At 60.1% G+C, this 26,092-nt stretch carries 29 protein-coding genes and 1 tRNA gene; 15 read left to right on the top strand and 15 right to left on the bottom strand.

The annotated features are described in order from the left end of the window. Positions 1 to 38 precede the first annotated feature (38 nt). From FBZ97_RS24355 to FBZ97_RS24345, 3 genes are all read left to right on the top strand, one after another. A tRNA-Thr gene (locus FBZ97_RS24355) sits at positions 39 to 114 on the top strand. A gap of 276 nt (positions 115 to 390) precedes the next feature. After that, a complete protein-coding gene (locus tag FBZ97_RS24350; RefSeq protein WP_113351266.1) occupies positions 391 to 639 on the top strand; it encodes a DUF982 domain-containing protein in 249 nt (82 codons plus the stop codon). A gap of 73 nt (positions 640 to 712) precedes the next feature. Beyond that, on the top strand, positions 713 to 964 hold the full coding sequence (locus FBZ97_RS24345) for a DUF982 domain-containing protein (RefSeq protein ID WP_069611230.1): 252 nt from the start codon (positions 713 to 715) through the stop codon (positions 962 to 964). A gap of 264 nt (positions 965 to 1,228) precedes the next feature. Here FBZ97_RS24345 and FBZ97_RS24340 read toward each other — a convergent pair whose 3' ends face one another. Then, positions 1,229 to 1,834: a class I SAM-dependent methyltransferase gene (locus FBZ97_RS24340; protein WP_069611385.1), complete on the bottom strand. Its 606-nt coding sequence runs from the start codon at positions 1,832 to 1,834 to the stop codon at positions 1,229 to 1,231. Positions 1,835 to 2,136: 302 nt separating this feature from the next. On the opposite strand from FBZ97_RS24340, the gene FBZ97_RS24335 reads away from it, so the two are divergent. After that, positions 2,137 to 3,015 carry a glycosyltransferase gene (locus tag FBZ97_RS24335; protein ID WP_145322354.1) on the top strand — a complete coding sequence of 293 codons (879 nt, stop codon included), beginning with the start codon at positions 2,137 to 2,139 and terminating at the stop codon, positions 3,013 to 3,015. Between the two features lie 152 nt (positions 3,016 to 3,167). Beyond that, positions 3,168 to 3,467 (top strand): antibiotic biosynthesis monooxygenase, encoded by a 300-nt coding sequence (locus FBZ97_RS24330; RefSeq protein ID WP_113332009.1) that lies wholly within the window; start codon positions 3,168 to 3,170, stop codon positions 3,465 to 3,467. 78 nt (positions 3,468 to 3,545) lie between these two features. On the opposite strand, the gene FBZ97_RS24325 is transcribed toward FBZ97_RS24330, so the two are convergent. The 3 genes from FBZ97_RS24325 to FBZ97_RS24320 form a co-directional block, all read right to left on the bottom strand. Then, on the bottom strand, positions 3,546 to 3,944 hold the full coding sequence (locus tag FBZ97_RS24325; protein WP_186449545.1) for a hypothetical protein: 399 nt from the start codon (positions 3,942 to 3,944) through the stop codon (positions 3,546 to 3,548). 245 nt (positions 3,945 to 4,189) lie between these two features. Then, positions 4,190 to 4,351: a hypothetical protein gene (locus tag FBZ97_RS34520; protein WP_156090768.1), complete on the bottom strand. Its 162-nt coding sequence runs from the start codon at positions 4,349 to 4,351 to the stop codon at positions 4,190 to 4,192. Positions 4,352 to 4,516: 165 nt separating this feature from the next. Then, positions 4,517 to 5,713 carry a LysR family transcriptional regulator gene (locus FBZ97_RS24320; RefSeq protein ID WP_246661847.1) on the bottom strand — a complete coding sequence of 399 codons (1,197 nt, stop codon included), beginning with the start codon at positions 5,711 to 5,713 and terminating at the stop codon, positions 4,517 to 4,519. Here FBZ97_RS24320 and FBZ97_RS34800 point away from each other — a divergent pair. The 5 genes from FBZ97_RS34800 to FBZ97_RS24300 all read left to right on the top strand — a co-directional run bounded on the left by FBZ97_RS34800 (position 5,610) and on the right by FBZ97_RS24300 (position 10,187). Next, positions 5,610 to 5,900 carry a hypothetical protein gene (locus tag FBZ97_RS34800; RefSeq protein ID WP_246661853.1) on the top strand — a complete coding sequence of 97 codons (291 nt, stop codon included), beginning with the start codon at positions 5,610 to 5,612 and terminating at the stop codon, positions 5,898 to 5,900. The genes FBZ97_RS24320 and FBZ97_RS34800 overlap by 104 nt on opposite strands. Positions 5,901 to 6,188: 288 nt before the next feature. After that, positions 6,189 to 7,097, top strand: a complete 909-nt coding sequence (locus tag FBZ97_RS24315; RefSeq protein ID WP_069611224.1) for an ABC transporter substrate-binding protein — start codon at positions 6,189 to 6,191, stop codon at positions 7,095 to 7,097. A gap of 233 nt (positions 7,098 to 7,330) precedes the next feature. Then, positions 7,331 to 8,497, top strand: a complete 1,167-nt coding sequence (locus tag FBZ97_RS24310; RefSeq protein WP_145322350.1) for an ABC transporter permease — start codon at positions 7,331 to 7,333, stop codon at positions 8,495 to 8,497. Continuing rightward, on the top strand, positions 8,494 to 9,441 hold the full coding sequence (locus FBZ97_RS24305; protein WP_113332005.1) for an ABC transporter ATP-binding protein: 948 nt from the start codon (positions 8,494 to 8,496) through the stop codon (positions 9,439 to 9,441). Before FBZ97_RS24310 ends, FBZ97_RS24305 begins: the two co-directional genes overlap by 4 nt. Further along, positions 9,438 to 10,187, top strand: a complete 750-nt coding sequence (locus FBZ97_RS24300; protein WP_113332004.1) for an ABC transporter permease — start codon at positions 9,438 to 9,440, stop codon at positions 10,185 to 10,187. Before FBZ97_RS24305 ends, FBZ97_RS24300 begins: the two co-directional genes overlap by 4 nt. A 12-nt stretch (positions 10,188 to 10,199) precedes the next feature. On the opposite strand, the gene FBZ97_RS24295 is transcribed toward FBZ97_RS24300, so the two are convergent. Continuing rightward, a complete protein-coding gene (locus FBZ97_RS24295) occupies positions 10,200 to 10,595 on the bottom strand; it encodes a YciI family protein (RefSeq protein ID WP_145322348.1) in 396 nt (131 codons plus the stop codon). 178 nt (positions 10,596 to 10,773) lie between these two features. Between FBZ97_RS24295 and FBZ97_RS24290 the strand changes: the two genes are divergently transcribed. Then, positions 10,774 to 11,169, top strand: coding sequence for a VOC family protein (locus FBZ97_RS24290; RefSeq protein WP_145322346.1), 396 nt, complete (start codon positions 10,774 to 10,776; stop codon positions 11,167 to 11,169). A 57-nt stretch (positions 11,170 to 11,226) separates the two neighbouring features. Here the strand turns inward: FBZ97_RS24290 and FBZ97_RS24285 are convergent, their stop codons facing one another. Next, positions 11,227 to 11,619, bottom strand: a complete 393-nt coding sequence (locus tag FBZ97_RS24285) for a PRC-barrel domain-containing protein (protein WP_095433862.1) — start codon at positions 11,617 to 11,619, stop codon at positions 11,227 to 11,229. 348 nt (positions 11,620 to 11,967) lie between these two features. Between FBZ97_RS24285 and FBZ97_RS24280 the strand changes: the two genes are divergently transcribed. Together FBZ97_RS24280 and pgi are read left to right on the top strand one after the other, a co-directional pair. Further along, positions 11,968 to 13,665: a long-chain fatty acid--CoA ligase gene (locus tag FBZ97_RS24280; RefSeq protein ID WP_113351277.1), complete on the top strand. Its 1,698-nt coding sequence runs from the start codon at positions 11,968 to 11,970 to the stop codon at positions 13,663 to 13,665. A gap of 174 nt (positions 13,666 to 13,839) precedes the next feature. Continuing rightward, positions 13,840 to 15,465: a glucose-6-phosphate isomerase gene (pgi, locus tag FBZ97_RS24275; protein WP_095433860.1), complete on the top strand. Its 1,626-nt coding sequence runs from the start codon at positions 13,840 to 13,842 to the stop codon at positions 15,463 to 15,465. Between the two features lie 397 nt (positions 15,466 to 15,862). Here the strand turns inward: pgi and FBZ97_RS24270 are convergent, their stop codons facing one another. From FBZ97_RS24270 to FBZ97_RS24260, 3 genes are all read right to left on the bottom strand, one after another. Next, a complete protein-coding gene (locus FBZ97_RS24270; protein WP_113332000.1) occupies positions 15,863 to 16,789 on the bottom strand; it encodes a carbohydrate kinase in 927 nt (308 codons plus the stop codon). 77 nt (positions 16,790 to 16,866) lie between these two features. Continuing rightward, positions 16,867 to 17,565 (bottom strand): orotate phosphoribosyltransferase, encoded by a 699-nt coding sequence (locus FBZ97_RS24265; RefSeq protein WP_113331999.1) that lies wholly within the window; start codon positions 17,563 to 17,565, stop codon positions 16,867 to 16,869. Between the two features lie 125 nt (positions 17,566 to 17,690). Continuing rightward, positions 17,691 to 18,341: a TetR/AcrR family transcriptional regulator gene (locus tag FBZ97_RS24260; protein ID WP_145322344.1), complete on the bottom strand. Its 651-nt coding sequence runs from the start codon at positions 18,339 to 18,341 to the stop codon at positions 17,691 to 17,693. 99 nt (positions 18,342 to 18,440) lie between these two features. Between FBZ97_RS24260 and FBZ97_RS24255 the strand changes: the two genes are divergently transcribed. Both FBZ97_RS24255 and FBZ97_RS24250 read left to right on the top strand, forming a co-directional pair. Further along, complete coding sequence (locus FBZ97_RS24255) at positions 18,441 to 19,271, top strand: NmrA family NAD(P)-binding protein (protein WP_145322342.1); 831 nt, start codon at positions 18,441 to 18,443, stop codon at positions 19,269 to 19,271. 11 nt (positions 19,272 to 19,282) lie between these two features. Continuing rightward, on the top strand, positions 19,283 to 19,747 hold the full coding sequence (locus FBZ97_RS24250) for an anthrone oxygenase family protein (protein WP_145322765.1): 465 nt from the start codon (positions 19,283 to 19,285) through the stop codon (positions 19,745 to 19,747). A gap of 38 nt (positions 19,748 to 19,785) precedes the next feature. On the opposite strand, the gene FBZ97_RS24245 is transcribed toward FBZ97_RS24250, so the two are convergent. The 6 genes from FBZ97_RS24245 to FBZ97_RS24220 form a co-directional block, all read right to left on the bottom strand. Further along, positions 19,786 to 20,937, bottom strand: coding sequence for a GGDEF domain-containing protein (locus FBZ97_RS24245; RefSeq protein WP_113332086.1), 1,152 nt, complete (start codon positions 20,935 to 20,937; stop codon positions 19,786 to 19,788). A 197-nt stretch (positions 20,938 to 21,134) separates the two neighbouring features. Then, entirely contained in the window at positions 21,135 to 22,175 is a 1,041-nt protein-coding gene (pyrC, locus tag FBZ97_RS24240) for a dihydroorotase (RefSeq protein ID WP_145322340.1), read from the bottom strand. 142 nt (positions 22,176 to 22,317) lie between these two features. Next, positions 22,318 to 22,950: a nucleoside triphosphate hydrolase gene (locus tag FBZ97_RS24235; RefSeq protein WP_145322338.1), complete on the bottom strand. Its 633-nt coding sequence runs from the start codon at positions 22,948 to 22,950 to the stop codon at positions 22,318 to 22,320. Beyond that, complete coding sequence (locus tag FBZ97_RS24230) at positions 22,947 to 23,756, bottom strand: ATP-binding cassette domain-containing protein (protein WP_186449544.1); 810 nt, start codon at positions 23,754 to 23,756, stop codon at positions 22,947 to 22,949. Before FBZ97_RS24230 ends, FBZ97_RS24235 begins: the two co-directional genes overlap by 4 nt. Then, positions 23,732 to 24,796 carry an ABC transporter permease gene (locus tag FBZ97_RS24225; protein ID WP_113331993.1) on the bottom strand — a complete coding sequence of 355 codons (1,065 nt, stop codon included), beginning with the start codon at positions 24,794 to 24,796 and terminating at the stop codon, positions 23,732 to 23,734. The genes FBZ97_RS24230 and FBZ97_RS24225 overlap by 25 nt, the downstream gene beginning before the upstream one ends. A 171-nt stretch (positions 24,797 to 24,967) precedes the next feature. Continuing rightward, on the bottom strand, positions 24,968 to 25,993 hold the full coding sequence (locus FBZ97_RS24220; protein ID WP_069611208.1) for a sugar ABC transporter substrate-binding protein: 1,026 nt from the start codon (positions 25,991 to 25,993) through the stop codon (positions 24,968 to 24,970). Positions 25,994 to 26,092 lie beyond the last annotated feature (99 nt).

The following is a 26,092-nucleotide window of genomic DNA, read 5'->3' as shown; positions in this document are numbered from 1 at the left end:
ATGCAAATCGCGGGGCCGAACCGAATGCTCCGCAGAATGCCGCTTTAGCTCAGTCGGTAGAGCACATCATTCGTAATGATGGGGTCACGTGTTCGAGTCACGTAAGCGGCACCATTTATCCCGTCTACTGCCCGAATATCCTCAGCTCCATTCCAGGCATCGCCAATCCTCAGCAAGTTCGCCCGCGCTGTCGACCAATTTGCCGCGAGAATTATCGATCCTGGCGTGATTGGTCAGCGCCCCACTCAGGCGCGATTTTGCTGATATCGCAGGCGTGCGGGCGAAGATTGATCACATATGCCTCAAAGCGGCCGGCGGATTAAGAAAGTTAAATGCGCGCCCAGTGGCAAAAGGGCCAAAACAGCCTCTGCCTTGACGGAGTCTGCTATCATGAACATCGTGCCGCACTTCTCTCCCATCCGCGTCATTCGCAACGGTTCCGGTGAAGCGAAGTCCGTAGGCACCGCCGAGGAAGTCTGGAAGACGCTTCTCGATGACTGGCCTTCGGAGGAAGGCGACTGCTTTCTGTCGGCACTGCTCATCTGCATCGACGTCCAGCGCGGCTGGCGAGCGCCTGAGGAAGCGCGCGTCGCCTTCATTGCCGCAGCGGCCGAAGCGGGAGTTCCCTTGCTGTCGTGACGGCGCGGATCCGGCCGACGGGGCTGCGGAACATTCCAGCCAACGGCACGTTGACCGCGGAAGGAGAAACCTCATGGCCCAATGGTGGAGCAAACCCGTAATCGTCGAGACCCGCAAAACGGGCGACCGGCTGGTGATATCGAATGCGGAACGCGCCATGGAATACATGGCGAAGGAGTGGCCGACGCTCGAGGACGGGCAAGCCTACAGGACCGCCAGAAAAGCGCTGCTGGACGCGCATGAGGGTAAGCTTGACGCGGAGAAAGCCAGGGAGGCCTTCATCGCGGCTTTGCAGGAAGGCGACATCTTTATTTTCGAGGATTGAGCCTGCATCGGTCCATGATCGGCCGGTGTTCAAATGCAGGCGGGAAGCTCCTCGCCAATAGGCCGGCCGCTGCAATCATCTCACGTCAGGCGCCGAACGGCAGCGGCCTTATTGAGCCCGCATCGGCGACGGGGTGCCTGCCGGCCATAGGCCATGACACCCAAAGCGCGGCGCGATCTTTCAGATTCGCTTTTCGCGCTTCAGATCTTTGATTTTGTGCATGTCATTGTCGCAAAACCGCTGCGCATTTTTACGCGACATGCTTCAAAGCCGCTTCAGCGAGAACGAAAAATGCCCGTGGGATTCCAAGGTCATGTATTCGAACTGCCAATGGAAATCCTTGCAGAACTTGGTGCAGGCTTCGACCACGCCATATGGAATGGCATCGACGACATTGCCGGTGCAGAAGTCGTGGCCGGCAATGCGGCCGTCCTGCTTGACCTTGAAGTGGCTGATCTGCAGCTCCTCCAGAGTCGTCTCGTAGCTGTGATTGGTGTCGACGTAGACCCAATCGAAAAAGCTGTTGGGAAATTCCGAAAGCCGGACGGTGGAGTAGCCCTGAACGATGCGCAGGCGGCCTTGATCCAATGCGCCGCGGAATTTTGACCTGATCTGCTCCAGGCCCTCCTGATAGCGGGGCGTATCCCACGCGTCGATCAGGTAAAGCTCTCGCGGCGCGTTCTTTTCAAATATCTCGGCGGTGAAATCGCCGAAAGCCGCGCCGATCTCGGCGCAGACGCCGCCATGCGGCAGGCGGTGCAGCAGCTCGCCGCGATCGGGCAGCAGCCGGGCATTTTCCATGTGATGCAGGCCGAGCTGCGTATGCGGCATGCCGCTCTTGTACTGAAATCTCGAGTCGCGCGTTTGCATTTGGCAGCGGATACCTTCGATATTGGCTGAAGGGCAGATCGCATGGACGACCTGCTTCTGGACCGTGGGTGCTGTAAGTCTTGGCATTCATGGCTTGCGTCAGGCATTCGAGCCGATCGCAAATGCCGGCCCGCGAGACGGCCCCCTCTTTCGAAACGCTCCATCGACGGCTGTAAATGGGTCGGCCGCCGGCAACGAAACAGCTTTCGCGCGCAATCCGTTGAATGCATGCGATTAGCACAACCAAAGATTCAGCTTTTGGTGGTTCCGTGCGCCTTAGGATCATATTCTGGGGATGCATCATGAAAATTGCCGTTGGCGTGGCGACATGCGGTCGCAAGGCGATTCTGGGGGCGATGATCGAGAGGCTTGCCGGACAGGCGCGCAAGCCGGATCATCTCTTCCTGTGCCCGGTCAAGAGTGACGACATCGACACGGAACGCTTAGGTTCTGCGCCTTTTCCGGTGACGATCGTCTCCTCACCGCAGGGAAGCTGCCCGCAGCGCAATGCCATCATCGATGCGGCCGTCGGCATGGATGTGGTCGTATTCTTCGATGACGATTTCTTCCCGGCAACCAACTATCTCGCCGAAACGGAAGCCCTGTTCGAGGCGGATGAGGAGATCGTCGTGGCGACCGGCGAAGTCGTCCGCGACGGTATCCTTGGACCGGGCCTGACGGCGGACGAGGCGGACGCGGCGCTCGCAGCCGATGCCATTCCCTTTCCGGCGCCAACGATCGAGGACACGCACAACGCCTATGGCTGCAATATGATTTTCCGCCGGAAGCAGATGCTCGCAAACGGCATCTATTTCGACGAGGATCTGCCGCTCTATGCCTGGCAGGAGGATGTGGATCTGTGCCGGCGGCTGCGTCCTTTCGGCAAGATCGTCAAGTTCAATCGCCTGCGCGGCGTCCATCTCGGGGTCAAGGCCGGGCGCACATCGGGCCTGCGCCTCGGATACTCCCAGGTCGCCAATCCGCTCTATCTCGTCAAGAAGCGCTCGGTCTCGCTGAAATGGGCGCTGAAGCTGATGGGCGGCAATATCGCCTCGAATGTTGTCGGCTCCGTCAACCCACCGCCCTATATCGACCGGCGCGGCCGCCTGCAGGGCAATCTCCTCGCGGTCGGCCATCTGCTGAGCGGATCGCTCGATCCCAAATACATCAATCGGATGTGAACGCCGCGATCCGGCAAGAATCTCATGCGCGATAAAAATTGAAGTTCGGCGTTCGGATGAACCTGTTCCGTGGTAATGGTTGAAACCGGCCGCACATCCGGTGGCGTCCGTTATTCTCCATCCGTATTGAACATCGCTTCAAGGACATCTCCATGATTCACGTACTCGCCATCCTCACCGCCCATCCCGGCAAGCGCGCCGAAGTGCTCGAAGCGTTCCAAGCGAATGTTCCGGCCGTCCACGCCGAAGACGGCTGCATCGAATATACCGCCGTCGTGGATGTCGAAGGGGCCGATCCGGCCTTTGGGCCTGACACCTTCGTCGTGGTCGAGAAATGGGAAAGCCTGGCGGCGCTGAGGGCGCATGCCGCTTCCGCGCATATGGCCGCCTACGGCGAGAAGGTGAAGCATCTGATGGCCGATCGCGCCGTTCACGTCCTGAACCCGGCGTGAACCTGTCGCTGCCGGACAGCTTCTGATGTCATCATGAAACGGCGCCCCGGAGGCGCCGTTTTGCCAGCGGCCAGGCCGTCAATTGTGCGAGAAGTGCGGCTGGCTGTAATAGCGCCAGTGGCCACCGCCGCCGTGCCATCCGCGATGGCCGCCGGCATACCAGCCGTGATGGTATCCGCGCCCGCCATACCAACCGTGGTGGTGGCGATAGCCGCCATAGCCGCCGAAAACACCGAATACCCCTAAGGGGTAGTAGGGCTGGTAATAACCGTAATAGGGTCGATCATAGCCATAATACGGCGCGTAATAGCCGTAATATGGGCGATAGTAGTGATGGCGGTAATAGTAGTGGTGATGATAATACCGATGGACGAACACCCGATGGTGGTGCCCATGGTGATGGGGACGCGCCTCGGCATAGGTTGCCGGCAACACGACCATACCTAGCGCAACCAGCGCTGTTGCCAGAATTTTCATTTCCAGCCTCCTTCAATGCCGGACGTAAACGCTACTCGTATTACTCGCGTCCTCCGGACGATATAGTAAACGCAACAGCGCCTTCGAAAGTTCCGTTATCCCTTGGAGAGCAGGCGTTTTCGCGACATCGCCATAGGTCCGCCGAAGCACGATCACGCGCTTGCCGGCTGAGGGTTTCAACCGGTATCGTCAAGACGGAATGAGGAGTGGGGCAGTCGCAAAAGCGGCGCCCCAGGGCGCCGCTTTCATACCTGCCTACGGCCATCAGGCATGCGAGAAATGCGGCTTGCTGTGCCAGCGATGATGGCGATGTCCATGCCGCCATCCCTCATGGCGATGCCAGCCATGATGATGAGGGCGATAGTCGCGATGGTGATGTTGATGCCAGCGGTGGTGGTGATGATCACGCGCCTCGGCATAGGTAGCGGGTAGAACAATAATGCCTAATGCGACGAGCGCAGTTGCAAGAATTTTCATCTATGGTCTCTCCTTGGGTGCCGAACGAGCCCCCCGGCTGCGTACGCCCGGACTAACCTAACCCACCTAAACGCGAATATGCCACGTTTGTTCCGCTACCCGCGGGACGACAGCCGCTTTCGTGCCGTACCCATCTCTCCAACCAGTTCACCAACCGCCTGCTGGATCAACCGGCAGGCTTCCACCGAGGCTTTGCGGCCGTTATGGGCGAGATGATAGGACAGCGGCAATATCTCATCCGGATCGACGATGCGGACCTTGTCGGCAATCGGAATGGCGCTGACGCGGCCGAGAAACGAGACGTAGCCGTGATTGGCGACGAGGTCGACGATGACGGGCAGCGAGTCGGCCGAGGTAATGTCGCGGCCGCGAAACCGGCGGCGGTCGCGGCTGTCATAGCCGAAGGCCGTCGCGGCATTGCCGATACCGGTCCGGGGGCTCGGCACGCAGAGCGGATGATTTTCGACGAGCGCGGCGAATGTCTGCTCCGTGCTGTCGGGCGGGGCGATGGCCACCATGTCCGTGGCGATCAGTTCCACATGTTCGAAGGCATCGAGGCCGAAGACGGAATCGACGATGGCGACATCGATACGGCCTGATCGAAGCGCCTCGCGCAGATCATCGGCCGTCATCAGCATTAGCGACAGCATGTTGCGGTTGCCGCCGATGTTCCAGCGCGACACCAGGCTTGCAAGCGAGCGGGCGACCCAGCTTTCCGAACCGGTTGGAATGATCGAGCCGATGCGGACCGCGCGTGCAGTGCGCTGAAAGCGCTCGTCCGCCGCCGCCTTCATCTCGTCCCAGGCCTGCGCAATGGCGGAGAGAATGGCGTGAACCTGCTGTCCGGCCTCCGTCAGCATGGAGCCTTGCGCCTGCCGCGCGAACAGGCGGCAGCCGAACAATTCCTCCAGATTGGCGATCTGCAAGGAGAGCTGCGGCTGGCCAAGACGCAGGCGGCGGGCCGCACGATTGATGCTGCCCTGATCGGCAACCTCCAGAAAGCGTTCTATGGTGGCGATCTTCAGCGGCAGGCGCGCGGCCCATTGGTCATAGTCCCCGGGCGCCGGCGGCTCCTTCACCAGGGCGGAAAGCTGACGCATGCTCGCGAGAATAGGTTGCAGGCCCTTTTGAACCTTCGAACTCGCCAGAAGGGTTGCAAGCTCGCCGGAGGCGCGCTCGACAAGCTTCATGGCCAGCTCGGTCTCGAGCCGACGCAACGCGCTTGAGACGGTCGAAGCGGAAAAAGACAGCCGCCGCGCGGTCTCCCTCACCGAGCCGATGGAGAACACCATATCGGCTATGAACAATGCGCCGAGATACAAATCAGATCTCCTCAGCCGCCGCGCGCATCCTGGCTCGACCGCAGCAATATCAACAATATCCCGACGATATGCCGTGTTCTCGAAAAAAGATATCCCTAAGCCGAAAAGCGACGGCTATCGTTTCCTTGCCGCCTTACCGATCCAGCCGCAAAAATGAGATCGGAACAGCGCCAAACGGGTAAGGGGAACAAAAACAAACGCACTTGCCCCCGAAAAAAGAAATCCAATTTCGCGCGAATGTCGAGTACGCTCGTCATAATCGCGCGACTGCAACGGGAATCCAAAGCACATCGACTTTTCCGCGATGAGCGCTACCTGCCCGAAGCGGCCACGAATTCGCCTGTGGGCTGACCGCCCGCTCCAAGCCTGCCTGTCCGGACTGCGGCCCTTCAAGGCGGCGCGGGCAAGCAGAAGAACGATTTAACGGGGTACAAAGGGAAACATCATGTTCAAGAAGCTTGCACTTGCCGCCACGCTGACGGCTCTCCTTGCCAGTGGCGCCAGCGCCGCCGACGTCGTCGTCTCCTCGAAGATCGACACCGAAGGCACGCTGCTCGGCAACATCATCCTCGCGGCGCTCAATGCCAACGGCATCAAGGCGCAGGATCGCATCGCGCTCGGCACGACGCCGGTCGTGCGCAAGGCGATTACCGCGGGCGAAATCGACATCTATGCCGAATATACCGGCAATGCCGGCTTCTTCTTCAACAAGGCCGACGATGCGGCCTGGAAGAACCTGCAGCAGGGCTACGATCTGGCCAAGAAGCTGGATTATGACGCCAACAAAATCGTCTGGCTGACGCCCTCGCCCGCCAACAACACCTGGGCGATCGCTGTGCGCAGTGACGTCGCCGGCCCGGCCAAGCTGAAAACCATGTCGGACTTCGGCAAGTGGGTTGCTGGCGGCGGTTCTGTGAAGATCGCAGCCTCTTCTGAATTCGTCAATTCGCCGGCAGCCCTGCCGGCCTTCGAAACCACCTATAGCTTCAAATTGAAGCCGGATCAGGAAGTGGTGCTTTCGGGCGGCGATACTGCGGCGACGATCAAGGCTGCTGCCGACCAAACCAACGGCGTCAACACGGCGATGGTCTATGGCACCGACGGCGCCATCGAAGCCGCCGAACTGACCGTGCTCGAGGACGACAAGAGCGTGCAGCCGGTCTATGCGCCGACGCCGATCATCCGCGAGGCTGTGCTGAAGGCCAATCCGAAGATCGAAGAGGTTCTGGCTCCGATCTTCAAGGGTCTGACCGCCGACGTGCTGCGCAAGCTCAACGGCCGCATCCAGGTCGATGGCGAGCCGGCCAAGGCTGTTGCCGAATCCTACCTCAAGGATAATGGCTTCCTGAAATAAGGCATTGACGCTGCTCTCGAGCATGATGCCGAAAAGTGTCAACGGTTTTCGGACGACATCATGCTCTACTCCTCTGGTTTCGGAGCGGATTCAGATTTTAGGTCTAGCAGACCTAAAATCATCCGTTCCGGCGGCTCCATTTTAATAAGGTGGAGCCGCGGGGTCTCAATTGGGCATGATCTTGTCCGAACCCGCCTTGAATTCTGGGCTCATGTGCTGACGGAGCTTGCCTGATGGAAGATGCGCTAGCGGTCCGCAGAGTGGACCGTCTCGGAGTGGTATTGGTGGCCGGCGGCGTGCTGGCAACGGCCTGGATGCCGTTCATCATCGTCAAGGCAAACCGCATCGCCGCCGGCAAGCCACAACTGCTGACGCAGCTTCTTGCCCAGCCGTCCGCCCTATGCCTGCTGGTCCTTCTGGCCGCAGCCGCGCTCGCCGCGCTTTTCCTGCGCAACCAGGTCATTCGCCTCGGGATCGCAACACTCGCGATCGCCATGCTGATCGTAACCCTCGGACTGGTTTCGACGGCCGCAACGCCTGCGGGCAGCACCGTGGCACGTATTACGCCCGGCGGCTGCTTCTGGGTGCTGCTCGCCGTCGTGGGATTGATGATTTCGGACGCGCTGGTCAAGCTGCGGCTGACACCCTGGTTGCGGGTCGGGGCGCTGGCTGTTTATGCAGCGCTGCTTGCCGTCGTCCTGCGCTCCGGCCTGCTCAACAATCTCTCGATCATGAAGGAATACGCCAACAATGCCGACAAATTCTGGCATGAGGCGCTTAACCATGTCTTCCTGTCTCTGGGCTCGGTCGCCATCGCCATCGTGCTGGCGCTGCCGCTCGGCATCTTCTGCTATTGGCAACCTGGCATCCGCGCCGTGGTGCTGCGAGCGCTGAGCCTGGTGCAGACCATCCCCAGCCTTGCCCTATTCGGCATTCTCATGCTGCCGCTCGGCTATATCGCCGCGACCGTGCCTTTCGCCGCCGAGATCGGCGTCAAAGGCATTGGCGTGGCACCGGCGCTGGTAGCGCTCGTCATCTATTCCCTGCTGCCGATCGTCGCCAATACGGTCGTCGGCCTTGCCGGCGTCGACCCTTCCGTGCGAGATTCCGCCGCCGGCATGGGCCTGACGCGCCGGCAGATCCTCACCGGCATCGACCTGCCGCTCGCCTTCCCCGTCATCCTCACGGGCATCCGCATCGTGCTGGTACAGGCAATCGGCCTCGTCACCGTGGCGGCGCTGATCGGCGGCGGCGGCTTCGGTCTTTTCATCTTCCAGGGCATCGGCCAGACGGCCAATGACCTCGTGCTGCTCGGCGCCGTGCCGACGGTCTTTCTCGCCTTCTCATCGGCCGTCATCCTCGATGCGGTCATCGACAGCATCCGGGGACAACGCGTATGACCAGCATGATCGAGCTCAAGGGCGTCACCAAGCGGTATGGCAACGCAACGGTCGTCGACAATGTCAGCATGAGCATGGAGAAGGGCACAATCACCGTCATCGTCGGCACCTCCGGCTCCGGCAAATCGACGCTGATGCGCATGATCAACCGGCTGGTGCCGATATCGGGGGGCCACATCTCCGTTGCCGGCGAGGACATCATGAATGTGCCGGCGACCGAGCTTCGCCGCCGTATCGGCTATGCCATTCAGGGGCACGGGCTCTTTCCGCATCGCACCGTTGCGCAGAATATTGCTACCGTCCCCGAGCTGCTCGGCTGGGAAAAGACGCGCATCGACGGCCGTGTCGAAGAGCTCCTCAATCTTTTCCATCTCGACCCCGGCACCTTTGCCGGCAAATATCCAAGCCAGCTTTCCGGTGGCCAGCAACAGCGCGTCGGCGTCGCACGCGCGCTTGCAGCGGAACCGGAATTGCTGCTGATGGACGAGCCCTTCGGCGCACTCGACCCGGTCATCCGCGGCAAGGCGCAGGACGACCTGCTCGCCATCCAGAAGCAGTTCGGCACGACCATCGTCCTCGTCACCCACGATATGGACGAGGCCTTTCATCTCGGCGACCAGATCGCCGTCATGAGCGGCGGCAAGCTGCTGCAATGTTCCGAGCCCGAGAAGATCCTGACCGAGCCGGCCGATCCCTTCGTGCAGCAGCTGACCGGCACATCCGATCGTGCCTTGAAGCTGATGTCCCTGCTGCCGCTGAAGGAAAGCATGCAGCCGCCGCGGCCGGGCCTAGGCTACAGCCTGCCGCAAACCCTCAATCTTCGCGACGCTTTGGCCGAACTGATCTGGCAGGGCAAGGACGAGGCGACGGTCGAGGACGAGCGCAAAGTGCCCGTCGGCTCGATCTCGATCCAGCACCTGATCGAGCTGGGCCGCAAAGCATGAGATTTCTCGCCGCCAATCTCTTTCGCCTCCTGGCTCTGGCGCTGCTGCTGGTGATGCTCTTCCGTCCGGAATGGCTGATACCTGTTCTGGCACCGCTGACCAAATTCGGGGCGTCTCCGATCTATACGCAGAACAGCCTGCCGAGCCTGGCGCTCAGCCATCTCGAGCTGATCCTTGTCTCGATCGCCGCAAGCGGGATCCTGGCCGTGCTTGGCGGCATCTTCGTCACGCGGCCGATCGGCGCCGACTTCCTGCCGCTGTCGCGAGCGATCGCCAATGCCGGCCAGACCTTCCCGCCGGTTGCCGTGCTGGCGCTTGCGATCTCAACCACCGGCTTCGGCGCCGTCCCGACATTCATCGCGCTGTTTCTCTACGCGCTGCTGCCGATCTTCGAGAACACGGTCGCAGGCTTGCAGCAGGTACCCGCCTCGGTGCTCGAGGCCGCCGACGGCATGGGCATGAGCGGCTGGCAGCGGCTCTTCCGCGTCGAGCTGCCGCTCGCCCTGCCGCTCATCATCGAAGGGCTGAAAATCGCGACCGTGATCAATATCGGTACGGCGACAATCGGCTCCACCGTCGCCGCCAAGGGGCTGGGTGAAGTCATCATCGCCGGGCTCATCAACGACAACACCGCCTTCATCTTGCAGGGCGGCCTGATCGTCGGCCTCATGGCGGTGCTGATCTATGACGGCATGGAGATGATCGAGCGGTCGGTCACCAGCAAGATCGGCCTTCAACCTCATTGAGGTCGACGCCGATCACAGCTCCCCATCCTTGCCCTCGCCTGACGGCAAGGATGCGCCCGGCAGATAAAGCAGGACCGGCCTGATTTCGTAGATGGCTGTCGGATTGGCGCGGCGCAACTCGCGCGCGGCCTCCACCGCGCCCTCAATCGTCGGAAAATCGACGACGTAGAAGCCCAGCAGTTGCTCCTTGGTTTCTGCAAACGGTCCATCGATCACCATTCCCGCACCCTTCCCCCGCAAAGTGACGGCGTTTTGGGTCGATCCGAGACGCGCAGCCGGCCCCAGCGATTTCTGCGCGACCATGCGGTCATTGATCTCCAAAAGCTCCTTCATGAGCGCGGTATCCTCCTCCTTGCTCCAGGATTCGACGATACTTTCCTCGTGATAGGCCAGAATGGCGTAGTACATGGTTTCTCCCCCTTGAGCCCTATACGTGAGCGCCGGGGAGTTAAGCAGACCGATCGCAATCCGGGAACCCCGGATCTATGCTCGGCTGAAGATATGGCGAATTTCCCCATGCTTGCCTTCACTGGCTGCCGATGGCATTGGCTGCAATGATATGTTCCGACGATTTATGGAGGCACCGATGGCCAAGATGATTCACTCGATGATCCGCGTGCTGGACGAGGCGCGCTCGATCGAATTCTACGACAAGGCTTTCGGCCTGAAGGTTGCCGACCGTATTGCCTTCGAGACCTTTACCCTGGTCTATCTCAGCAATGCCGAGACCGGCTTCGAGCTGGAATTGACCATCAATCAGGGCCGCATCGAGCCTTATGCGCAAGGGGATGCCTACGGCCATCTCGCGGTTTCAGTTTCGGAACTGAAGGACGAGCATGCGCGTATGACCAAACTCGGGCTCAACCCCGGCAAGATCATCGAACTCAATCGTGATGGGAAGCTTTTTGCATTGCTGTTCTTCGTCACCGACCCCGATGGTTACACGATCGAGGTGGTGCAAAGGCTTGGGCGGTTCAACTAGCCCAAACAGGGAGCAAGCCCCGCATCGGCGGGGCATCCGGCAGTTCCGCCAGCGCGCTCACATCCAATAGGGCGGCACGCCAAAATAATCGTGGCTCTTGTGGCCATGATTCTTATGGTCGTGGTCGTCCTTGGCAGCGAAGCGGCACGCCTTTTCGATGTCATTCTTGGTCATGCTGACGCGATAGCCATCAATGTGGGCATCGTAGCGCAACTTCTCCCACGGCAGCCGGTAGTGCTCCTGGCCGATGCCGAAGAAACCGCCGAAGCTCAGAATGACGAAAGCGATGCGTCCATCACTTTTTTCCAGCATCAGCCGCTCGATATGACCAATCTGTTTGCCGTCCGAGCCGTACACTCTCGACCCTTCGACGCGATCGCAGGCGACCAGCATCGACATGTCCTTGATGTAAAGGTCACGACCCGAAAAATCGGCACTCTCTTTATGCATATGCGCACCTCCTTTTGGATACGCGTCACATAAACTATGGAGCGTCCGATCTGCTCTTTGGGGCAGCACGATGCTCCGATGGGTTTAAACCCATGGCGCTATTAACGCTCCGTTGTCATAAAAGTTCCAGTACTTTTTTCAAGATTGTAAAAAAACGTGAGCGCAAGACGATTATTGACGTTTACGTCAAGGTTATTGTAGCGTCGGTTTCGCTCCAATGATTTAGTTGAGAGCAAAGACTGCGGCGATGTGAAAAGCGGGAGACTTTTTGATCGTCCAATGACACTCTGCATAGCCGCCGCATATGACGGCGGGGCGTGGTGATGGTGCGTAGAGGAGGAAATGCGCATGAATTCAGTCTCCGCTCCTTCGGATAGACCGCAGGTCAAGAAAATATGGCTCGCCTCCTATCCGGATATCGTACCGGCGGAGCTGCCGCCGCTGGAACATGCATCGCTCGCCGAACTGCTGGAGGAAAGCTGCGCGCGCTATGCCGACAGACCCGCCTTCACCAGCATGGGCAAATCCATCACCTATCGCGATCTCGATCTGCAGACGCGCAAGATTGCCGCCTGGTTGCAGAGCCTCGGCCTGCAGAAGGGTGATCGCGTTGCCGTCATGATGCCGAACGTGCTGCAAAATCCGATCGCAGTTTATGGCATTCTTCGTGCCGGGCTCGTCGTCGTCAACGTCAACCCGCTCTACACGCCACGCGAACTCGAACATCAGCTGCGCGATTGCGGCGCCAAGGCGATCTTCGTTCTGGAAAACTTCGCCCATACGGTCGAGCAGGTTCTGGCCCATACGGATGTGCGCCATGTCGTCGTCACCGCGCTCGGCGACATGCTCGGCGCCAAGGGTCACATTGTCAACTTCATCGTCCGTAAAGTGAAGAAGCTGGTTCCAGCCTGGTCCATTCCCGGCCATCGCAGTTTCAAGAGCGTGATCGCCGAGGGCTCGCGTCTGCCCCTGAAGCTATCGGAACTGACCGGCAGCGACATCGCATTTCTGCAATATACCGGCGGCACGACCGGCGTCGCCAAGGGCGCGATCCTTACCCATGCCAATCTGCTCGCCAACCAGCTGCAATTGCTGCTCTGGCTCCAATCCGCCTATATCAACAAGCCGCGCCCGGAGCAGCTGACCTTTGTCTGCGCCTTGCCGCTCTATCATATCTTTGCGCTGACGGTGAATTCGCTGATGGGCATGTCGCTCGGCGGCCATAATGTGCTGATCGCCAATCCACGCGACATACCGGCCTTCATCAAGGAGCTCGGTAAATACAAGTTCGACATGTTCCCCGGCCTGAACACGCTATTCAACGCGCTGATGAACAATCCGGAGTTTAGCAAACTCGACCTGTCCAATACCGCAACGCTTGCTGGCGGCATGGCGGTTCAGCGGCCAGTCGCCGAACGGTGGCAGAAGATGACGGGCGCCTGGATCACGGAGGGCTACGGCCTTTCCGAGACGTCGCCGGTTGCCAGCGCCAATCGTTTCGACAGCCCGGAATTTACCGGCACGATCGGCCTGCCGATTACAGGCACCGATTTCGATATTCGCGACGAGAACGGCAATTCCCTGCCGCTCGGCGAAGTCGGCGAAATCTGCATTCGCGGGCCACAGGTCATGGCGGGCTACTGGAAGCAGCCGGCAGAGACCGCGCGCGTCATGACGCCGGACGGCTTCTTCCGCAGCGGCGACATGGGCTTCATGGACGAGCGCGGCTACACCAAGATCGTCGATCGCAAGAAGGACATGATCCTGGTCTCGGGCTTCAACGTCTATCCGAACGAGATCGAGGAAGTCGCCGTCATGCATCCGGGCGTTCTTGAGGCCGCAGCAATCGGCGTGCCCGACCCGCATTCCGGTGAAGCGGTGAAGCTCTTCATCGTCAAGAAGGATCCGGCTTTGACGGAGGCCGACGTCAAGGCTCATTGCGCGGAAAACCTTACCAACTACAAGCGTCCGCGCTTCATTGAATTCCGCACCGAACTGCCGAAATCGAATGTCGGCAAGATCCTGCGCAAGGAGTTGCGCGGCTGACATAATTCGATGTCATTCAGGAAGCCGCTCGTGCTTTTTCACGAGCGGCTTTTTTCGTTTTGGGCGATAGGTGAACTTGATTTACGCCCTACATAGGGAATAGTTTTCGCGACCAATCTCAAAGCGCTTGGCCCGGTTTTGAAGGCCAGCAGCGCGAACCGCAAGGAGCCTCCCATGAACGCCCTCGTCGACCAACTGAAGAGCACCGCATCGGCAACGAAGGCCACGGATATTCGCGCCGCCTTCGCCGCCGATCCGAAACGCTTTTCCCGCTTCAGCGCCTCGTTCGACGATCTGTTGATGGATTACTCCAAGACGGCTGTTAACGACGATATCCTCGCCCTGCTCGAGAAGCTCGCAGCCGAGGGCGGCGTTGCCGCCAAGCGCGAGGAAATGTTCTCCGGCGTAGCGATCAACTTCACCGAAAATCGCGCCGTTCTGCACACTGCGCTGCGCAACCGCTCGAACAAGCCGGTGCTCGTCGATGGCAAGGATGTCATGCCTGATGTCAACGCGGTTCTGGCCGCCATGGGCAAGTTTGCCGACGGCATCCGCTCGGGCGCACTCAAGGGCTCCACGGGCAAGGCGATCACCGATGTCATCAATATCGGCATCGGCGGCTCCGATCTCGGGCCGGTCATGGCAACGCTGGCGCTCGCCCCCTACCACGACGGCCCACGCTCGCATTTCATCTCCAACATCGACGGCGCCCATATCGCCGATATCCTGAAGCTCGTTAAGCCGGAAACGACGCTCTTCATCGTTGCTTCGAAGACCTTCACGACCATCGAGACGATGACGAACGCCCAGACGGCGCGCAAGTTCATCGCCGACGCGCTCGGCGAAGCTGCCGTGCAGCATCACTTCGCCGCCGTTTCGACGGCGCTCGATAAGGTCGCCGCCTTCGGTATCGACAGTGAACGCGTCTTTGGCTTCTGGGATTGGGTTGGCGGCCGCTATTCGATCTGGTCGGCGATCGGCCTGCCGCTGATGATCGCGATCGGCCCGGAAAACTTCGGCAAATTCCTCGATGGCGCGCATGCGATGGACAACCATTTCCGCCAGGCGCCATTCAAGGAAAACCTGCCGATGCTGCTCGGCCTTATCGGCTTCTATCACCGCAACGTGCTCGGCTATCCGACGCGTGCGATCCTGCCCTATGACCAGCGTCTCTCGCGCTTCCCGGCCTATCTGCAGCAGCTGGATATGGAATCGAACGGCAAGGGTGTCACCATCGACGGCACGCCGGTCGAAGGCAATTCCGGCCCGGTCGTCTGGGGCGAGCCCGGCACCAACGGCCAGCACGCCTTCTATCAGCTCATCCATCAGGGTACGAGCATCATCCCGGCCGAATTCATGATCGCCGCCAACGGCTTCGAGCCGGAGCTGCGCCACCAGCACGACCTGCTGATGGCCAACTGCCTGGCACAGTCGGAAGCGCTGATGAAGGGCCGCACCTTCGAGGAAGCCAAGGCTCAGCTCACCTCCAAGGGCATGGACGACAAGAAGGCTGATTTCATCGCGCCGCACCGCGTCTTCACCGGCAACCGCCCGTCGATCACCTTCGTCTATGACAAGCTGACGCCCTTTGCGCTGGGACGCCTGATCGCGCTTTACGAACATCGCGTCTTCGTCGAGGGCGTGCTCTTCCGCATCAACTCCTTCGACCAATGGGGCGTCGAGCTCGGCAAGGAACTGGCAACAGGCCTGCTTCCGGTCATCGAAGGCAAGGAAAGCGCCGCCGGCCACGATTCCTCGACGCAAGGGCTGGTGGCAGCGCTCGCAAGCCGCGCGAAGTAAGCTGATTATCCACCTCCTCCTTGACGGGGGAGGTCGCCGCAAGGCGACGGGTGGGGGTGATTGAGCTCTCCGCATCGGAACGACCAAAGGATCACCCCACCTCGGCATGACGTGTCGACCCTCCCCTCAAGGGGAGGGTTTTGCTGGCTGAACGCTCTATCCGAATATGTCGTGAAAGTACCCCCCTCTGTCAGCTTCGCTGACATCTCCCCCACAAGGGGGGAGATCATTGGGAGTTTGCCGCGCGCTCCGCAAACAAAGCAAGCGCAGTCGGTTCGATATCAGCTTGAGGTGATGAAGCGCCGCGAATTACCGATCTCCCCCCTTGTGGGGGAGATGTCACGACAGTGACAGAGGGGGTGCAGCACTCTCCCCGCTTCCGAAAGCCGATAAACGATTACAGCCCGATCTCATGTGCCCAGGGCGGATTTGCACCCGCGCGCGACACAGTCACCGCCGCAGCCTTGGCGCCCAGAGCAAGCGCATCCTGCAACGCCTTCTCGTTCAGCGATGCCACCTGCGCCTTGGTCAGCAGATTGTTCATCTTCAGCGATGCCAGGATGCCGGCATCGAAGGTATCACCAGCCCCGACCGTATCGACGACCGTGACGCGCTCGCTCGGCACCGAGACCTTCAGCGACTTCGTATAGCCGGTTGCGCCTTCGGCACCCTTGGTGATGACGACGAGCTTGGCGCCCTGGTTCAGCCAATGGGCGGCGAGTTCGTCGTGATTGCCAGCAATACCGAACCATTCCAGATCCTCATCGGAGAATTTGAGAATGTCGGACATGGCAGCCATCCGGCTGATGCGACCCATATGAGCCGCCTTGTCCTTGATGAAGCCCGGACGAATGTTCGGATCTAGCGAGATGACGCGGCTCTGGTGCTCGCGCTTCATCAGCGCCTCATAGGTCGCGCCGCAGGGATCGGGGATGAGGCTGATCGCACCGAAATGCAGAGCTTCGCAATCAGTACCGAGCGTCGGGAGATCCGCCTCGGTGATCATGCGGCCAGCTGTGCCTTCATCGTAGAAGGCATAGGTCGCCTGACCATTGACGAGCTTGACGAAAGCAATCGTGCTTGGACGCGGCGTGATGGCGCAATAGCTGAAATCCACCTTGGCGGCCGACAACGTGTCGCGCAGGATTTCGCCCATCATGTCATCGGCAATGCCGGTGAAGAAGCCCGTGGGAATGCCGAGACGACCAAGCGCGATCGCAGTGTTGAAGATCGCGCCGCCGGCGTAAGGGGCGAAGCCCTTCTCACCTAGCGTCGTATCCCGCGGCAGCATATCGATCAAAGCTTCGCCACAGCACAATATCATTCCGGCCTCCCAAAGAGCGCGTCTGTCTTATCCAGTTACATAAATCGATTAGATAGATTCAATGCAAAAGCAAAGTGTCAGTTTGTCGGCAGCTCCGAAATGCCGCCATTCCAGCCGGACCAGGCGAGCGGCGCATTGAGAAAGGCCTCGACTTCTTCCAGCGTCTTGTCGTCGAACAGCTTCTGCTCCTTGGCGACGGCGAGCACTTCACGCCAGGTCGTGATGTATTGCAGGCTGACTTTCCGGTTGGCAAAGCGTTCGACCGCCTCGGGGAAGATGCCATAGTAGAACAGCGCCATGCCGTGATCGACGATGCCGCCAGCCGCACGAATGGCGTCGATGAAGGTGAACATGCTGCCGCCAGCCGTCGTCAGATCCTCGATGACGAGCACGCGGGCGCCCTCCTTCATGTCGCCTTCGATCTGGGCATTGCGGCCATGGCCCTTCGGCTGCTTGCGCACATAGATCATCGGCAGGTTCAGGCGCTCGGCCAGGAAGGCGGCAAAGGGGATGCCCGCCGTCTCGCCGCCGGCGACGCAATCGAACTGCTCGAAGCCGACATTGCGAACGATGAGGCTTGCGGCGAAATCCATGACTGTCGAGCGGATGCGCGGATAGGAAATCAGCTTGCGGCAATCGATATAGACAGGACTCGCCATGCCGGACGCGAATTTGTAGGGCTTGTCGGCATTGAAGTGGACCGCCTTGATCTCCCAAAGCATCCTGGCCATCAGCTCGGCCATGACAGTGCGATCGGTGAATATCATCTGGGTCATACGAGGCCTCCTTCGCGAGCGCTAATGTTCCAGCGGCAATAGCAGCAAGCGGCCCGAGTTTCCAGACGTATGAAAGCTTTTGCCAATATCCTCTCGGCTGGCGCCCGCAGGGCGAGCCGAAGCAATCAGCGCAGTATACCAAGATCGGCAAGAAGCATGGCCTTGAACAGCTCGATGACCTTATCGCCTTCTTCTCTTTCGATCGAAATCGCATAGCGCACCGCGGCCGCGACGAGCTGCATGGTCAATCGGGCCGTTCTTGCAAGTTCGGAATCGTCGCGCTCCGGCCATAGGCGTTTTAGGACGGTCAGAAACGCCTGCGAATGCCATTCCATGTCTTCAGCATCGACCTTCTGCAGCAGCTTGTCGGCCTGAGTGGCATGCCAGATGTCGCGCATGACCGGCTCATTGAGAAACATGGCGTAGTAGCCATCGACAATGCGGCCAAGAGCGGATTGGAGCTGATCGCGGCTCTTGATCGTCGCCAACTCATCCTCGACGCATTGCCTGCCCTGCTCGTTGAAGCGCTCAGCCAGCACGCGGATGATCGCCGTCTTGTCGGGGAAATATTGGTAGAGCGAACCGAAGGAGACGCCTGCCTTTTCGACGATCTCGCCCATGCGTAGCGCATCGCTGCCGTTTTTCGCAATCAGCTCGGATGCCACCGAAAGGATGAGGTCGACGCGCTCGCGGCCGCGCTGCTGGCTGGGTATGCGTCGTGGTGTGCCCGCCTCATCCTTGCTGCGCCTGCGTCTCGCGATCAGTTCCCGCGCCATACCATTCCCCGCCTGTGCCTGTTGACAGACAATATAAGAGAGTTTATCACATTTCGCAAATGAGAGAATTTATCACGTTTTGCGCTGGAGGAGCTTGAAATGCAGATCTCGACAATTGCCATCATCGGTGGATTGGGAAAAACCGGCGGCCGGGTCGCCGAGCGGCTGAAAGAGCGCGGCATCGCGGCTCGCGCAGCCTCCCGCTCAACGACACCACGCTTCGATTGGCAGGACCGCAGCACATGGCGGCAGGCACTGGAAGGCGCTTCTGCCGCTTACGTCACGTTCCAGCCGGACCTTTCGGTCGATTGGGCGGCAGAAACCATCGGCGCTCTGGCAAAAGCCGCTATCGAGGCTGGTGTGGAACACATCGTGCTGCTTTCCGGGCGTGGTGAAGACGGAGCCGTTCGCAGCGAGGAAAAACTCAAGGCCACCGGCATCGGCTATACGGTGCTGCGCGCCAGCTGGTTCAACCAGAATTTCAGTGAGGGCGCCTTCGTGGACGGCCTTTTGCAGGGCAAGCTCGCTCTACCGGCCGGCGATGTCCCTGAGCCTTTCATCGACGCAGACGACATCGCGGATGCGGCCGTCGAATGTCTTATCGATCCGCGTCATCGCAACCAAACCTACGAACTGACGGGACCCCGCGCTTTAACCTTCCGTCAGGCGGTTTCCGAAATCGCGACGGCTTCGAACAGGCCCATAGAATACGAAACGGTTCCGATCGACGCCTTTATCGCCGAGATGACCGCCTACGGCCTGCCACAGGAAACCACCGACCTCCTGCGCGAGCTTTTCACGCAGGTTCTTGATGGCCGCAATTCACCTGTCATGCACGGCATAAGGCAGATTCTCGGCAGGCAGCCTAAAGATTTTTCCGATTATGCCCGTGAAACCGCCGCAACCGGCATCTGGAGTATCCAGTCATGACCTTTCCGATCATGAATATCGCTCTCATCATCGCCGCGCTCAGCAGCGGTCTTCTCGCCGGCGTCTATTTCGCCTTCTCGACGTTCGTTATGCAGTCCCTCGCCCGCCTTCCGGTCGATCAAGGGATTGCTGCCATGCAATCGATCAACGTTACGATCGTGCGTTCGCCCTTCATCGTGCTGTTCCTGCTGACGGCCGCGCTGTCGCTCTTCATCGCCGTCATGGCCATCATCCATTGGCGGGGCAGCGTGAGCGTGATGATGCTCACGGGCGCCGCGCTCTATATCGTCGCGAGCTTTCTTTCGACCATGGTGTTCAACGTGCCGCTGAACGACGCGCTCGACAAGATCGATGGCCATTCAGCCGAGGCGGTACAATTTTGGTCGACCTATCTCAGCGACTGGATGCGATGGAACCATGTGCGCACGGTCGCCTCGCTGCTCGCCGCATGCGCCTTCGTGAAGGCCATGTTCTGAAAGCCTGGAAATGATGGGGCACCAGCCAAAACGGCCGGCTAGACAGCTCGCAGATAGGCCGCGACCTCCACGCGGTTGCGGCCGTTTCGCTTTGCCTCATAAAGCGCCTTGTCGGCGGCACGTAACACATCGTCGAAGCCGAGCCCTTTGGCAGTGCCGGTCGCGATACCGGCACTGACGGTGCAGGCGAGAGATTTGTCTTCGATGCTGATCGCCCGCGCGGCAAAGGCATCGCGCACCCGCTCGGCGACCTGCTCGGCCCGGCCCGGCAGCATATTGTCAAGCACGAGCGCGAACTCCTCGCCGCCGAGGCGGGCCACAGTGTCGGACGACCGCAGGCCGAAGGAGAGCTCCTCCGCGAAAAGCTTAAGCACAAGATCGCCGGCAGCATGGCCATGTTGATCGTTGATCGTCTTGAAGCGGTCTATATCGAAAATGATGACAGCCATCGAGGGACCGAAGGACCGGCGGCCGTAGAGATCGAACAGCGCGCGGCGATTGAGCAGCCCGGTCAGGGCATCGGTGATCGCCTCCTGACGATGAAATGCTGCTTGGCGCCACTGGTGCAAAGCGAGGGATAGAGCCCCGATCCCGGTCATTCCGGCGATGCAGACGGCGAGGCTGACATCCTCCGCCCAGTTATCCGGCGCATGACCGAGCACGAGCTTACCATCGGCAATCAGCACGGCCGCGCATAAGGCAAAGGAAATCGCCGTCAGCGTGTAAAGCGCCGTAATGCCGTAAAGCGGCGTCGGCGCCTCGCGCCGGCTGAGCCAATATTCGCGCGCCGTCAGAAGCAGCAGCACGCAGATGACAAGATTATCAGCGATGAAAGCCAGACCGTCGTAACCGACAAGCATCGGTCCGATCGATACTGTCATGCCAGACAAGCAACCAAGGGCAAAGCGGATCTTGGAAAGGCGACCCTTGCGAAACTGATAACCCGCCACCCATATCGTCGCGAAGCCGAGGAAGAATAAGACGAACGTCAAAATGGCGAAAATCGGCCTGGGATGGTCAACATAGGCGCCATAGGTGAAGATGCCACCGACGATAGGCACAAGACCGGCAGAACACGTCAGGAGGAAGGTATCGGGCCGGCGCGAAAACCAGCTTCCGACCAACGTGACCGCCAGGCATGAGGCGGAAACGCCGAGGGCCAGAAGAAGCGAGTTGTAATCGACCAGCATCATGCTCTTTCAACGGTTTGGTTTCTACCGCAGGGGATTGCTGCCACGCTAGGCCGTCAGGGGTATCAAATTAGTTACGGCAAATAATAAAGAAAATGTATTTCAACAAAATATACGTTTCAAATCCCGGCATACACCAATGAAGTGTCGCAATACGTCTTATATGTTTATATTTACTTATGTAGATTAATCTGAAATTAAATCTCGACGTCCCAGTGCAAAGGGAACATCGGGTCGAAGACGGTGACCGGACCGGCGCCAGTTTCGATCTTTGCCGGGAAGGTTACAGCCTCGGGCCGGCGCACGAGGGTAATACTGTCCTCGTTGACCGGCAGGCCGTACCAGGCTGGGCCGTTCAGCGAAGCAAAGGCTTCGAGCCTGTCCAGCGCGCCTTCCTGCTCGAAGACATGGGCAAGACAGCTCATGGTATTGATCGATGTATAAATGCCGGCGCAGCCACAGGCGCATTCCTTCAGCGGATCGACATGCGGAGCCGAATCCGTGCCGAGGAAGAACCGGGTATCGCCGCTGGTTGCGGCCGCACGCAGCGCCAGGCGATGGCTTTCGCGCTTGGCGACCGGCAGGCAATAATAATGTGGACGGATGCCGCCGACGAGGATGGCGTTGCGGTTGATGATCAGGTGATGCGTCGTGATCGAGCCGGCGAGGTTGGCCTTTGCCGATTTGATGTAGTTGATGCCATCCGACGTGGTCACATGCTCCATCGTGACCTTCAATTCCGGCAAGCGCTGGCGCAAGGGATCAAGCACGGTTTCGATGAACACGGCCTCGCGATCGAAAATATCCACCTCCGGCGTCGTGACCTCGCCATGAACGCAGAGCGGCAGACCGATCTTTGCCATGCGCTCCAGCACCGGCATTGCCTTGTTCAGATCGCGCACGCCGCCATGCGAGTTGGTCGTCGCGCCGGCCGGATAGAGTTTGACGGCGGTGATAAGGCCGCTCTTCTTGCCCTCTTCGACGTCGTCGGGGCTGGTGTGTTCGGTAAGATAAAGCGTCATCAGCGGCTCGAACCGATCGCCCGCCGGCAATGCCTTCAGGATGCGCCCGCGATAGGCAGTCGCGTCCGCCGTGGTCACGACCGGCGGTACGAGATTGGGCATGATGATGGCGCGGGCGAAATGCCTGGAGGTATCAGCAATCACACCTTCGAGCATGGCTCCGTCCCGCAAATGCAGATGCCAGTCGTCGGGACGGCGGATGGTGAGCTTTTGCATGGGCGCGACCTTTGGAAATGTGAGCGCGATCTCGTCAGGAAACCGCCTCGGCTTCTTCGGGATCGTGCTCTTTGATATCGCGCTTCGATAGCACCATACGCCCCCGCAAAACAATCCGCGACGGCGCTTAAATGATAGATGGTCAATCCTGCACGATGTCTATGGTAACGTCGGCCGGGCGGCGGTTCTCCAGAATCAGCCGACCATTCGGCAGGTCGTTGCCATAGACCTTGGCATGAGCGGCGTCCTCATCGAGCTTGTAGCCCCGCCAGCGTGCCCATAGCCGCTCTTCCAGCACTTCCATCGGCGGGGCGAGCATGATCGAATAATCGAACATGCCTTCCAGCTCAGCCCATTTTCCCTGGCTGAACAGCAGATAATTCCCCTCGATGACGATGAAGCGATGATCGGCCGAGACGATGCGGGCAGAGGCGATCGCAATCTCCCGCGAACGGTCGAAGACCGGCACGAGGACTTCCTGATCGGCCGCGCGCACGGCCTTGACGATATCAAGGAAGGCGCGAACATCGAAACTGTCAGGCACGCCCTTCCGCTTCAAAAGTCCCTTCTCGATCAGGACGGCATTGTCCATATGAAAGCCGTCCATCGGCAGGACTTCGGCGCTCTCGCCCCTCGCCTTCAAGGCCTTTACGACATTGTCGGCCAGGGTGGATTTGCCGGCACCGGGAGGACCGGCGATCGCAACCAGGAAACGTTTCCTGTTGCCGGCGCGCGCGATGATCTCGCCGGCAACATCGTCAAGAGAGACGCTCATGCAGCAACATTCTCGACCGGCGGAGCCTTGGCGCCGGTCATGAAGGCAACGGCATCGGACATGGTGTATTCCTTCGGATTGATCACGGTCAGCCGACGTCCAAGGCGATGGACGTGAATGCGGTCCGCCACCTCGAAGACATGCGGCATGTTGTGCGAGATCAACACGATCGGCAGGCCGCGGGCACGGACGTCGAGGATCAGTTCCAGCACCTTGCGGCTTTCCTTGACACCCAAGGCCGCCGTCGGCTCGTCCATGATCACGACCTTCGAACCGAAGGCTGCGGCGCGTGCCACGGCCACACCCTGACGCTGGCCTCCGGAGAGCGTTTCCACCGCCTGGTTGATGTTCTGGATCGTCATCAGACCGAGCTCAGAGAGCTTGTCGCGGGCGCGCTTTTCCATAGCCGGGCGGTCGAGCATCCGGAACACGGAGCCGAGAATGCCGGGCCTGCGCACTTCGCGGCCGAGGAACATGTTGTCGGCGATCGAGAGCGCCGGCGACAGAGCCAGGTTCTGGTAGACCGTTTCGATGCCGGCCTCCCGCGCCTCCATGGGCGAGCGGAAGTGAACGGGCTTGCCTTCCAGCTTGATCTCGCCCTCATCGGGAGTGACCGCGCCGGAGATCGCCTTGATCAGCGAGGATTTGCCGGCGCCGTTATCGCCGATCACGGCAAGGATCTCGCCGGGATAGAGGTCGAAATCGGCATTGTCGAGGGCGGTCACGCGGCCATAGCGCTTCACGAGACCGCGGGCAGTGAGGATGGGTTCGACGGTCGTGGTCATGCCGATACCTTTCTGATCCATTGATCGATCGCGACGGCGCCGATGATGAGCACGCCCGTCAGGAGCACCTTCCACTGCGGATCGGCGCCGAGCATGTTGAGGCCCATGGAAACGACACCGACGATCATGGCGCCGAAGAGCGTGCCGAGGATCGAGCCGCGGCCGCCGAAGAGCGAGATGCCGCCGATCACGGTTGCTGTGATTGCCTGAAGATTGAAATCGGTCACCGCGGAAGACGGCGAGACCGAGCCATTGCGGCCGATGGAGACCCAGGCGGCAAGCGCTGCGATCAATCCCGAGACGCCATAGACGGCAAGAAGCACTTTCTTGGTCTGGATACCGGCGAGTTTCGCCGCTTCCGGATCGTCGCCGACGGCATATACATGCCTGCCCCAGGCGGTGTGATTGAGGACATACCAGAGGCCAATGACGAGGAGCACCATGGCGATGACGCCGAGGGTGAGCACGGCACCGCCGACGCGGAAGCTCGCGGCGAAAAGATGCAGCAGCGGCGCCTTTTCATCGACATCGGTGTCGCGGATGGTTTCATTGGCCGAATAGATGAAGTTCGTCGCCATGACGATATTCCACGTGCCGAGCGTCACGATAAACGGCGGCAGCTTCATATTGGCGACAAGGAAGCCGTTGAGCAGCCCGCAGATGCCGCCCACGACCAGGCCGGCGACGATTGCTACAGGTGTCGGCAAGCCGTATGTCACGGCGACATTGCCCATGACGACCGAGGAGATGACCATGATGACGCCGATCGAGAGATCGATGCCGGCGGTCAGGATGACCAGCGTCTGGGCCGCGCCGAGAATGCCGACGATGGCGATCTGCTGCAGGATGAGCGTCAGCGTATAGGCGGAAAAGAACCTCCCGCCAATCGCGATACCAAAGATCACGATCGCCAGCACCAGGACGATCAGCGGCACCGCCGCCGGCGTCGAATGCAGAAAGTGCTGCACGCGCTTCAAAAGAGAGACATCGTTGTGCTCGAACGAAGCGACATTCTTGTCGCTGCCGTCGAGAACACGTTCGAATTCCTGTGCTCCGGACATAATTATTCCTCCGCCACCGCGCACATGCGCGGAAACCGCCGGCTGTTGGGGGCCAGCCAGGATCTGAGCCCGACCGACGTGACTGTTGCGATTGTCTTCTCCCTGTCAAAGAGCCGCGCCATGAGGCGCATGACGCGGCTCCGAAGGGACTATATCACATTCGTGAGGGGCTTAGCCCCAGCACTTGTTGAGACCTTCCTTGGTGTCGATGGACTTCAGGCCCGAGACCGGCTTGTCCGTCACCAGGGAAACACCGGTGTCGAAGAAGGTCTTGCCTTCGGTCGGCTTCGGCTTCTCACCCGAGTCGGCGAACTTCTTGATCGCCTCGACGCCGAGGGCCGCCATCATCAGCGGATACTGCTGCGCAGTCGCGCCGATTACGCCATCCTTGACCGACTTGACGCCCGGGCAACCGCCGTCGATCGACACGATCAGCACCTGCTTTTCGAGGCCGACGGCCTTCAAAGCCTGATAGGCGCCGGTTGCAGCCGGCTCGTTGATCGTGTGGATGACGTTGATGCTGGAATCCTTCTGCAGAAGGTTTTCCATGGCCTTGCGGCCGCCCTCTTCGTTGCCGTTGGTGACGTCATGGCCGACGATGCGCGGATCGGTTTCGTCGCCGATCTTGTTCGGATCCTTCGGGTCGATGCCGAAGCCGATCATGAAGCCCTGATCGCGCAGAACGTCGACCGACGGCTGCGACGGCGTCAGATCGAGGAAGCCGATCTTGGCGTCTTTGGCCTTGTCGCCCAGCGTTTCCTTGGCCCACTGGCCAACGAGTTTGCCGGCGAGCAGATTGTCCGTGGCAAAGGTGGCGTCGGCCGCATCGGCCGGCTCAAGCGGCGTGTCGAGCGCGATGACCAGCAGGCCGGCATCGCGTGCCTTCTTGACCGAGGGAACGATGCCCTTGGTGTCGGAGGCGGTGATCAGGATGCCCTTCGCGCCATCGGCGATGCAGCTCTCGATCGCAGCAACCTGGCTTTCGCTATCGCCATCGATCTTGCCGGCATAGGACTTCAGCGTCACGCCGAGTTCCTTGGCCTTGGCGGTCGCGCCCTCTTTCATCTTCACGAAGAAGGGATTGGTATCGGTCTTGGTGATGAGGCAGGCGGATACGCCGGCCGCCTTCGCAGGTGCGGCAAAAGCAACGCCGAGCGCCAGGGCGGCGACGGCGGCGGAAATAACAGATTTCTTCATTCAATCCTCCCGATGTTTAAAAGCCGGACCTTCCGGCAGCCCCGGGCCTCAACCCGGCTTGAAGACGCGCCATGCCTGTCGGATTATTTCCAGTGGACC

It is taken from the genome of Rhizobium sp. ERR 942, from assembly GCF_007828395.1.
GTDB classification, from domain to species: domain Bacteria; phylum Pseudomonadota; class Alphaproteobacteria; order Rhizobiales; family Rhizobiaceae; genus Rhizobium; species Rhizobium dioscoreae.
This window is presented reverse-complemented; position numbering and strand designations above follow the sequence as displayed.

What these genes read in the sequence shown, in the direction of transcription:
- FBZ97_RS24350 (WP_113351266.1), top strand. Translation starts at nt 391, where the DNA reads ATGAACATCGTGCCGCACTTCTCTCCCATCCGCGTCATTCGCAACGGT.
- FBZ97_RS24345 (WP_069611230.1), top strand. Translation starts at nt 713, where the DNA reads ATGGCCCAATGGTGGAGCAAACCCGTAATCGTCGAGACCCGCAAAACG.
- FBZ97_RS24340 (WP_069611385.1), bottom strand. Translation starts at nt 1,834, where the DNA reads ATGCAAACGCGCGACTCGAGATTTCAGTACAAGAGCGGCATGCCGCAT.
- FBZ97_RS24335 (WP_145322354.1), top strand. Translation starts at nt 2,137, where the DNA reads ATGAAAATTGCCGTTGGCGTGGCGACATGCGGTCGCAAGGCGATTCTG.
- FBZ97_RS24330 (WP_113332009.1), top strand. Translation starts at nt 3,168, where the DNA reads ATGATTCACGTACTCGCCATCCTCACCGCCCATCCCGGCAAGCGCGCC.
- FBZ97_RS24325 (WP_186449545.1), bottom strand. Translation starts at nt 3,944, where the DNA reads ATGAAAATTCTGGCAACAGCGCTGGTTGCGCTAGGTATGGTCGTGTTG.
- FBZ97_RS34800 (WP_246661853.1), top strand. Translation starts at nt 5,610, where the DNA reads ATGGCCAGCTCGGTCTCGAGCCGACGCAACGCGCTTGAGACGGTCGAA.
- FBZ97_RS24320 (WP_246661847.1), bottom strand. Translation starts at nt 5,713, where the DNA reads ATGGTGTTCTCCATCGGCTCGGTGAGGGAGACCGCGCGGCGGCTGTCT.
- FBZ97_RS24315 (WP_069611224.1), top strand. Translation starts at nt 6,189, where the DNA reads ATGTTCAAGAAGCTTGCACTTGCCGCCACGCTGACGGCTCTCCTTGCC.
- FBZ97_RS24310 (WP_145322350.1), top strand. Translation starts at nt 7,331, where the DNA reads ATGGAAGATGCGCTAGCGGTCCGCAGAGTGGACCGTCTCGGAGTGGTA.
- FBZ97_RS24305 (WP_113332005.1), top strand. Translation starts at nt 8,494, where the DNA reads ATGACCAGCATGATCGAGCTCAAGGGCGTCACCAAGCGGTATGGCAAC.
- FBZ97_RS24300 (WP_113332004.1), top strand. Translation starts at nt 9,438, where the DNA reads ATGAGATTTCTCGCCGCCAATCTCTTTCGCCTCCTGGCTCTGGCGCTG.
- FBZ97_RS24295 (WP_145322348.1), bottom strand. Translation starts at nt 10,595, where the DNA reads ATGTACTACGCCATTCTGGCCTATCACGAGGAAAGTATCGTCGAATCC.
- FBZ97_RS24290 (WP_145322346.1), top strand. Translation starts at nt 10,774, where the DNA reads ATGGCCAAGATGATTCACTCGATGATCCGCGTGCTGGACGAGGCGCGC.
- FBZ97_RS24285 (WP_095433862.1), bottom strand. Translation starts at nt 11,619, where the DNA reads ATGCATAAAGAGAGTGCCGATTTTTCGGGTCGTGACCTTTACATCAAG.
- FBZ97_RS24280 (WP_113351277.1), top strand. Translation starts at nt 11,968, where the DNA reads ATGAATTCAGTCTCCGCTCCTTCGGATAGACCGCAGGTCAAGAAAATA.
- pgi (WP_095433860.1), top strand. Translation starts at nt 13,840, where the DNA reads ATGAACGCCCTCGTCGACCAACTGAAGAGCACCGCATCGGCAACGAAG.
- FBZ97_RS24270 (WP_113332000.1), bottom strand. Translation starts at nt 16,789, where the DNA reads ATGATATTGTGCTGTGGCGAAGCTTTGATCGATATGCTGCCGCGGGAT.
- FBZ97_RS24265 (WP_113331999.1), bottom strand. Translation starts at nt 17,565, where the DNA reads ATGACCCAGATGATATTCACCGATCGCACTGTCATGGCCGAGCTGATG.
- FBZ97_RS24260 (WP_145322344.1), bottom strand. Translation starts at nt 18,341, where the DNA reads ATGGCGCGGGAACTGATCGCGAGACGCAGGCGCAGCAAGGATGAGGCG.
- FBZ97_RS24255 (WP_145322342.1), top strand. Translation starts at nt 18,441, where the DNA reads ATGCAGATCTCGACAATTGCCATCATCGGTGGATTGGGAAAAACCGGC.
- FBZ97_RS24250 (WP_145322765.1), top strand. Translation starts at nt 19,283, where the DNA reads ATGAATATCGCTCTCATCATCGCCGCGCTCAGCAGCGGTCTTCTCGCC.
- FBZ97_RS24245 (WP_113332086.1), bottom strand. Translation starts at nt 20,937, where the DNA reads ATGCTGGTCGATTACAACTCGCTTCTTCTGGCCCTCGGCGTTTCCGCC.
- pyrC (WP_145322340.1), bottom strand. Translation starts at nt 22,175, where the DNA reads ATGCAAAAGCTCACCATCCGCCGTCCCGACGACTGGCATCTGCATTTG.
- FBZ97_RS24235 (WP_145322338.1), bottom strand. Translation starts at nt 22,950, where the DNA reads ATGAGCGTCTCTCTTGACGATGTTGCCGGCGAGATCATCGCGCGCGCC.
- FBZ97_RS24230 (WP_186449544.1), bottom strand. Translation starts at nt 23,756, where the DNA reads ATGGATCAGAAAGGTATCGGCATGACCACGACCGTCGAACCCATCCTC.
- FBZ97_RS24225 (WP_113331993.1), bottom strand. Translation starts at nt 24,796, where the DNA reads ATGTCCGGAGCACAGGAATTCGAACGTGTTCTCGACGGCAGCGACAAG.
- FBZ97_RS24220 (WP_069611208.1), bottom strand. Translation starts at nt 25,993, where the DNA reads ATGAAGAAATCTGTTATTTCCGCCGCCGTCGCCGCCCTGGCGCTCGGC.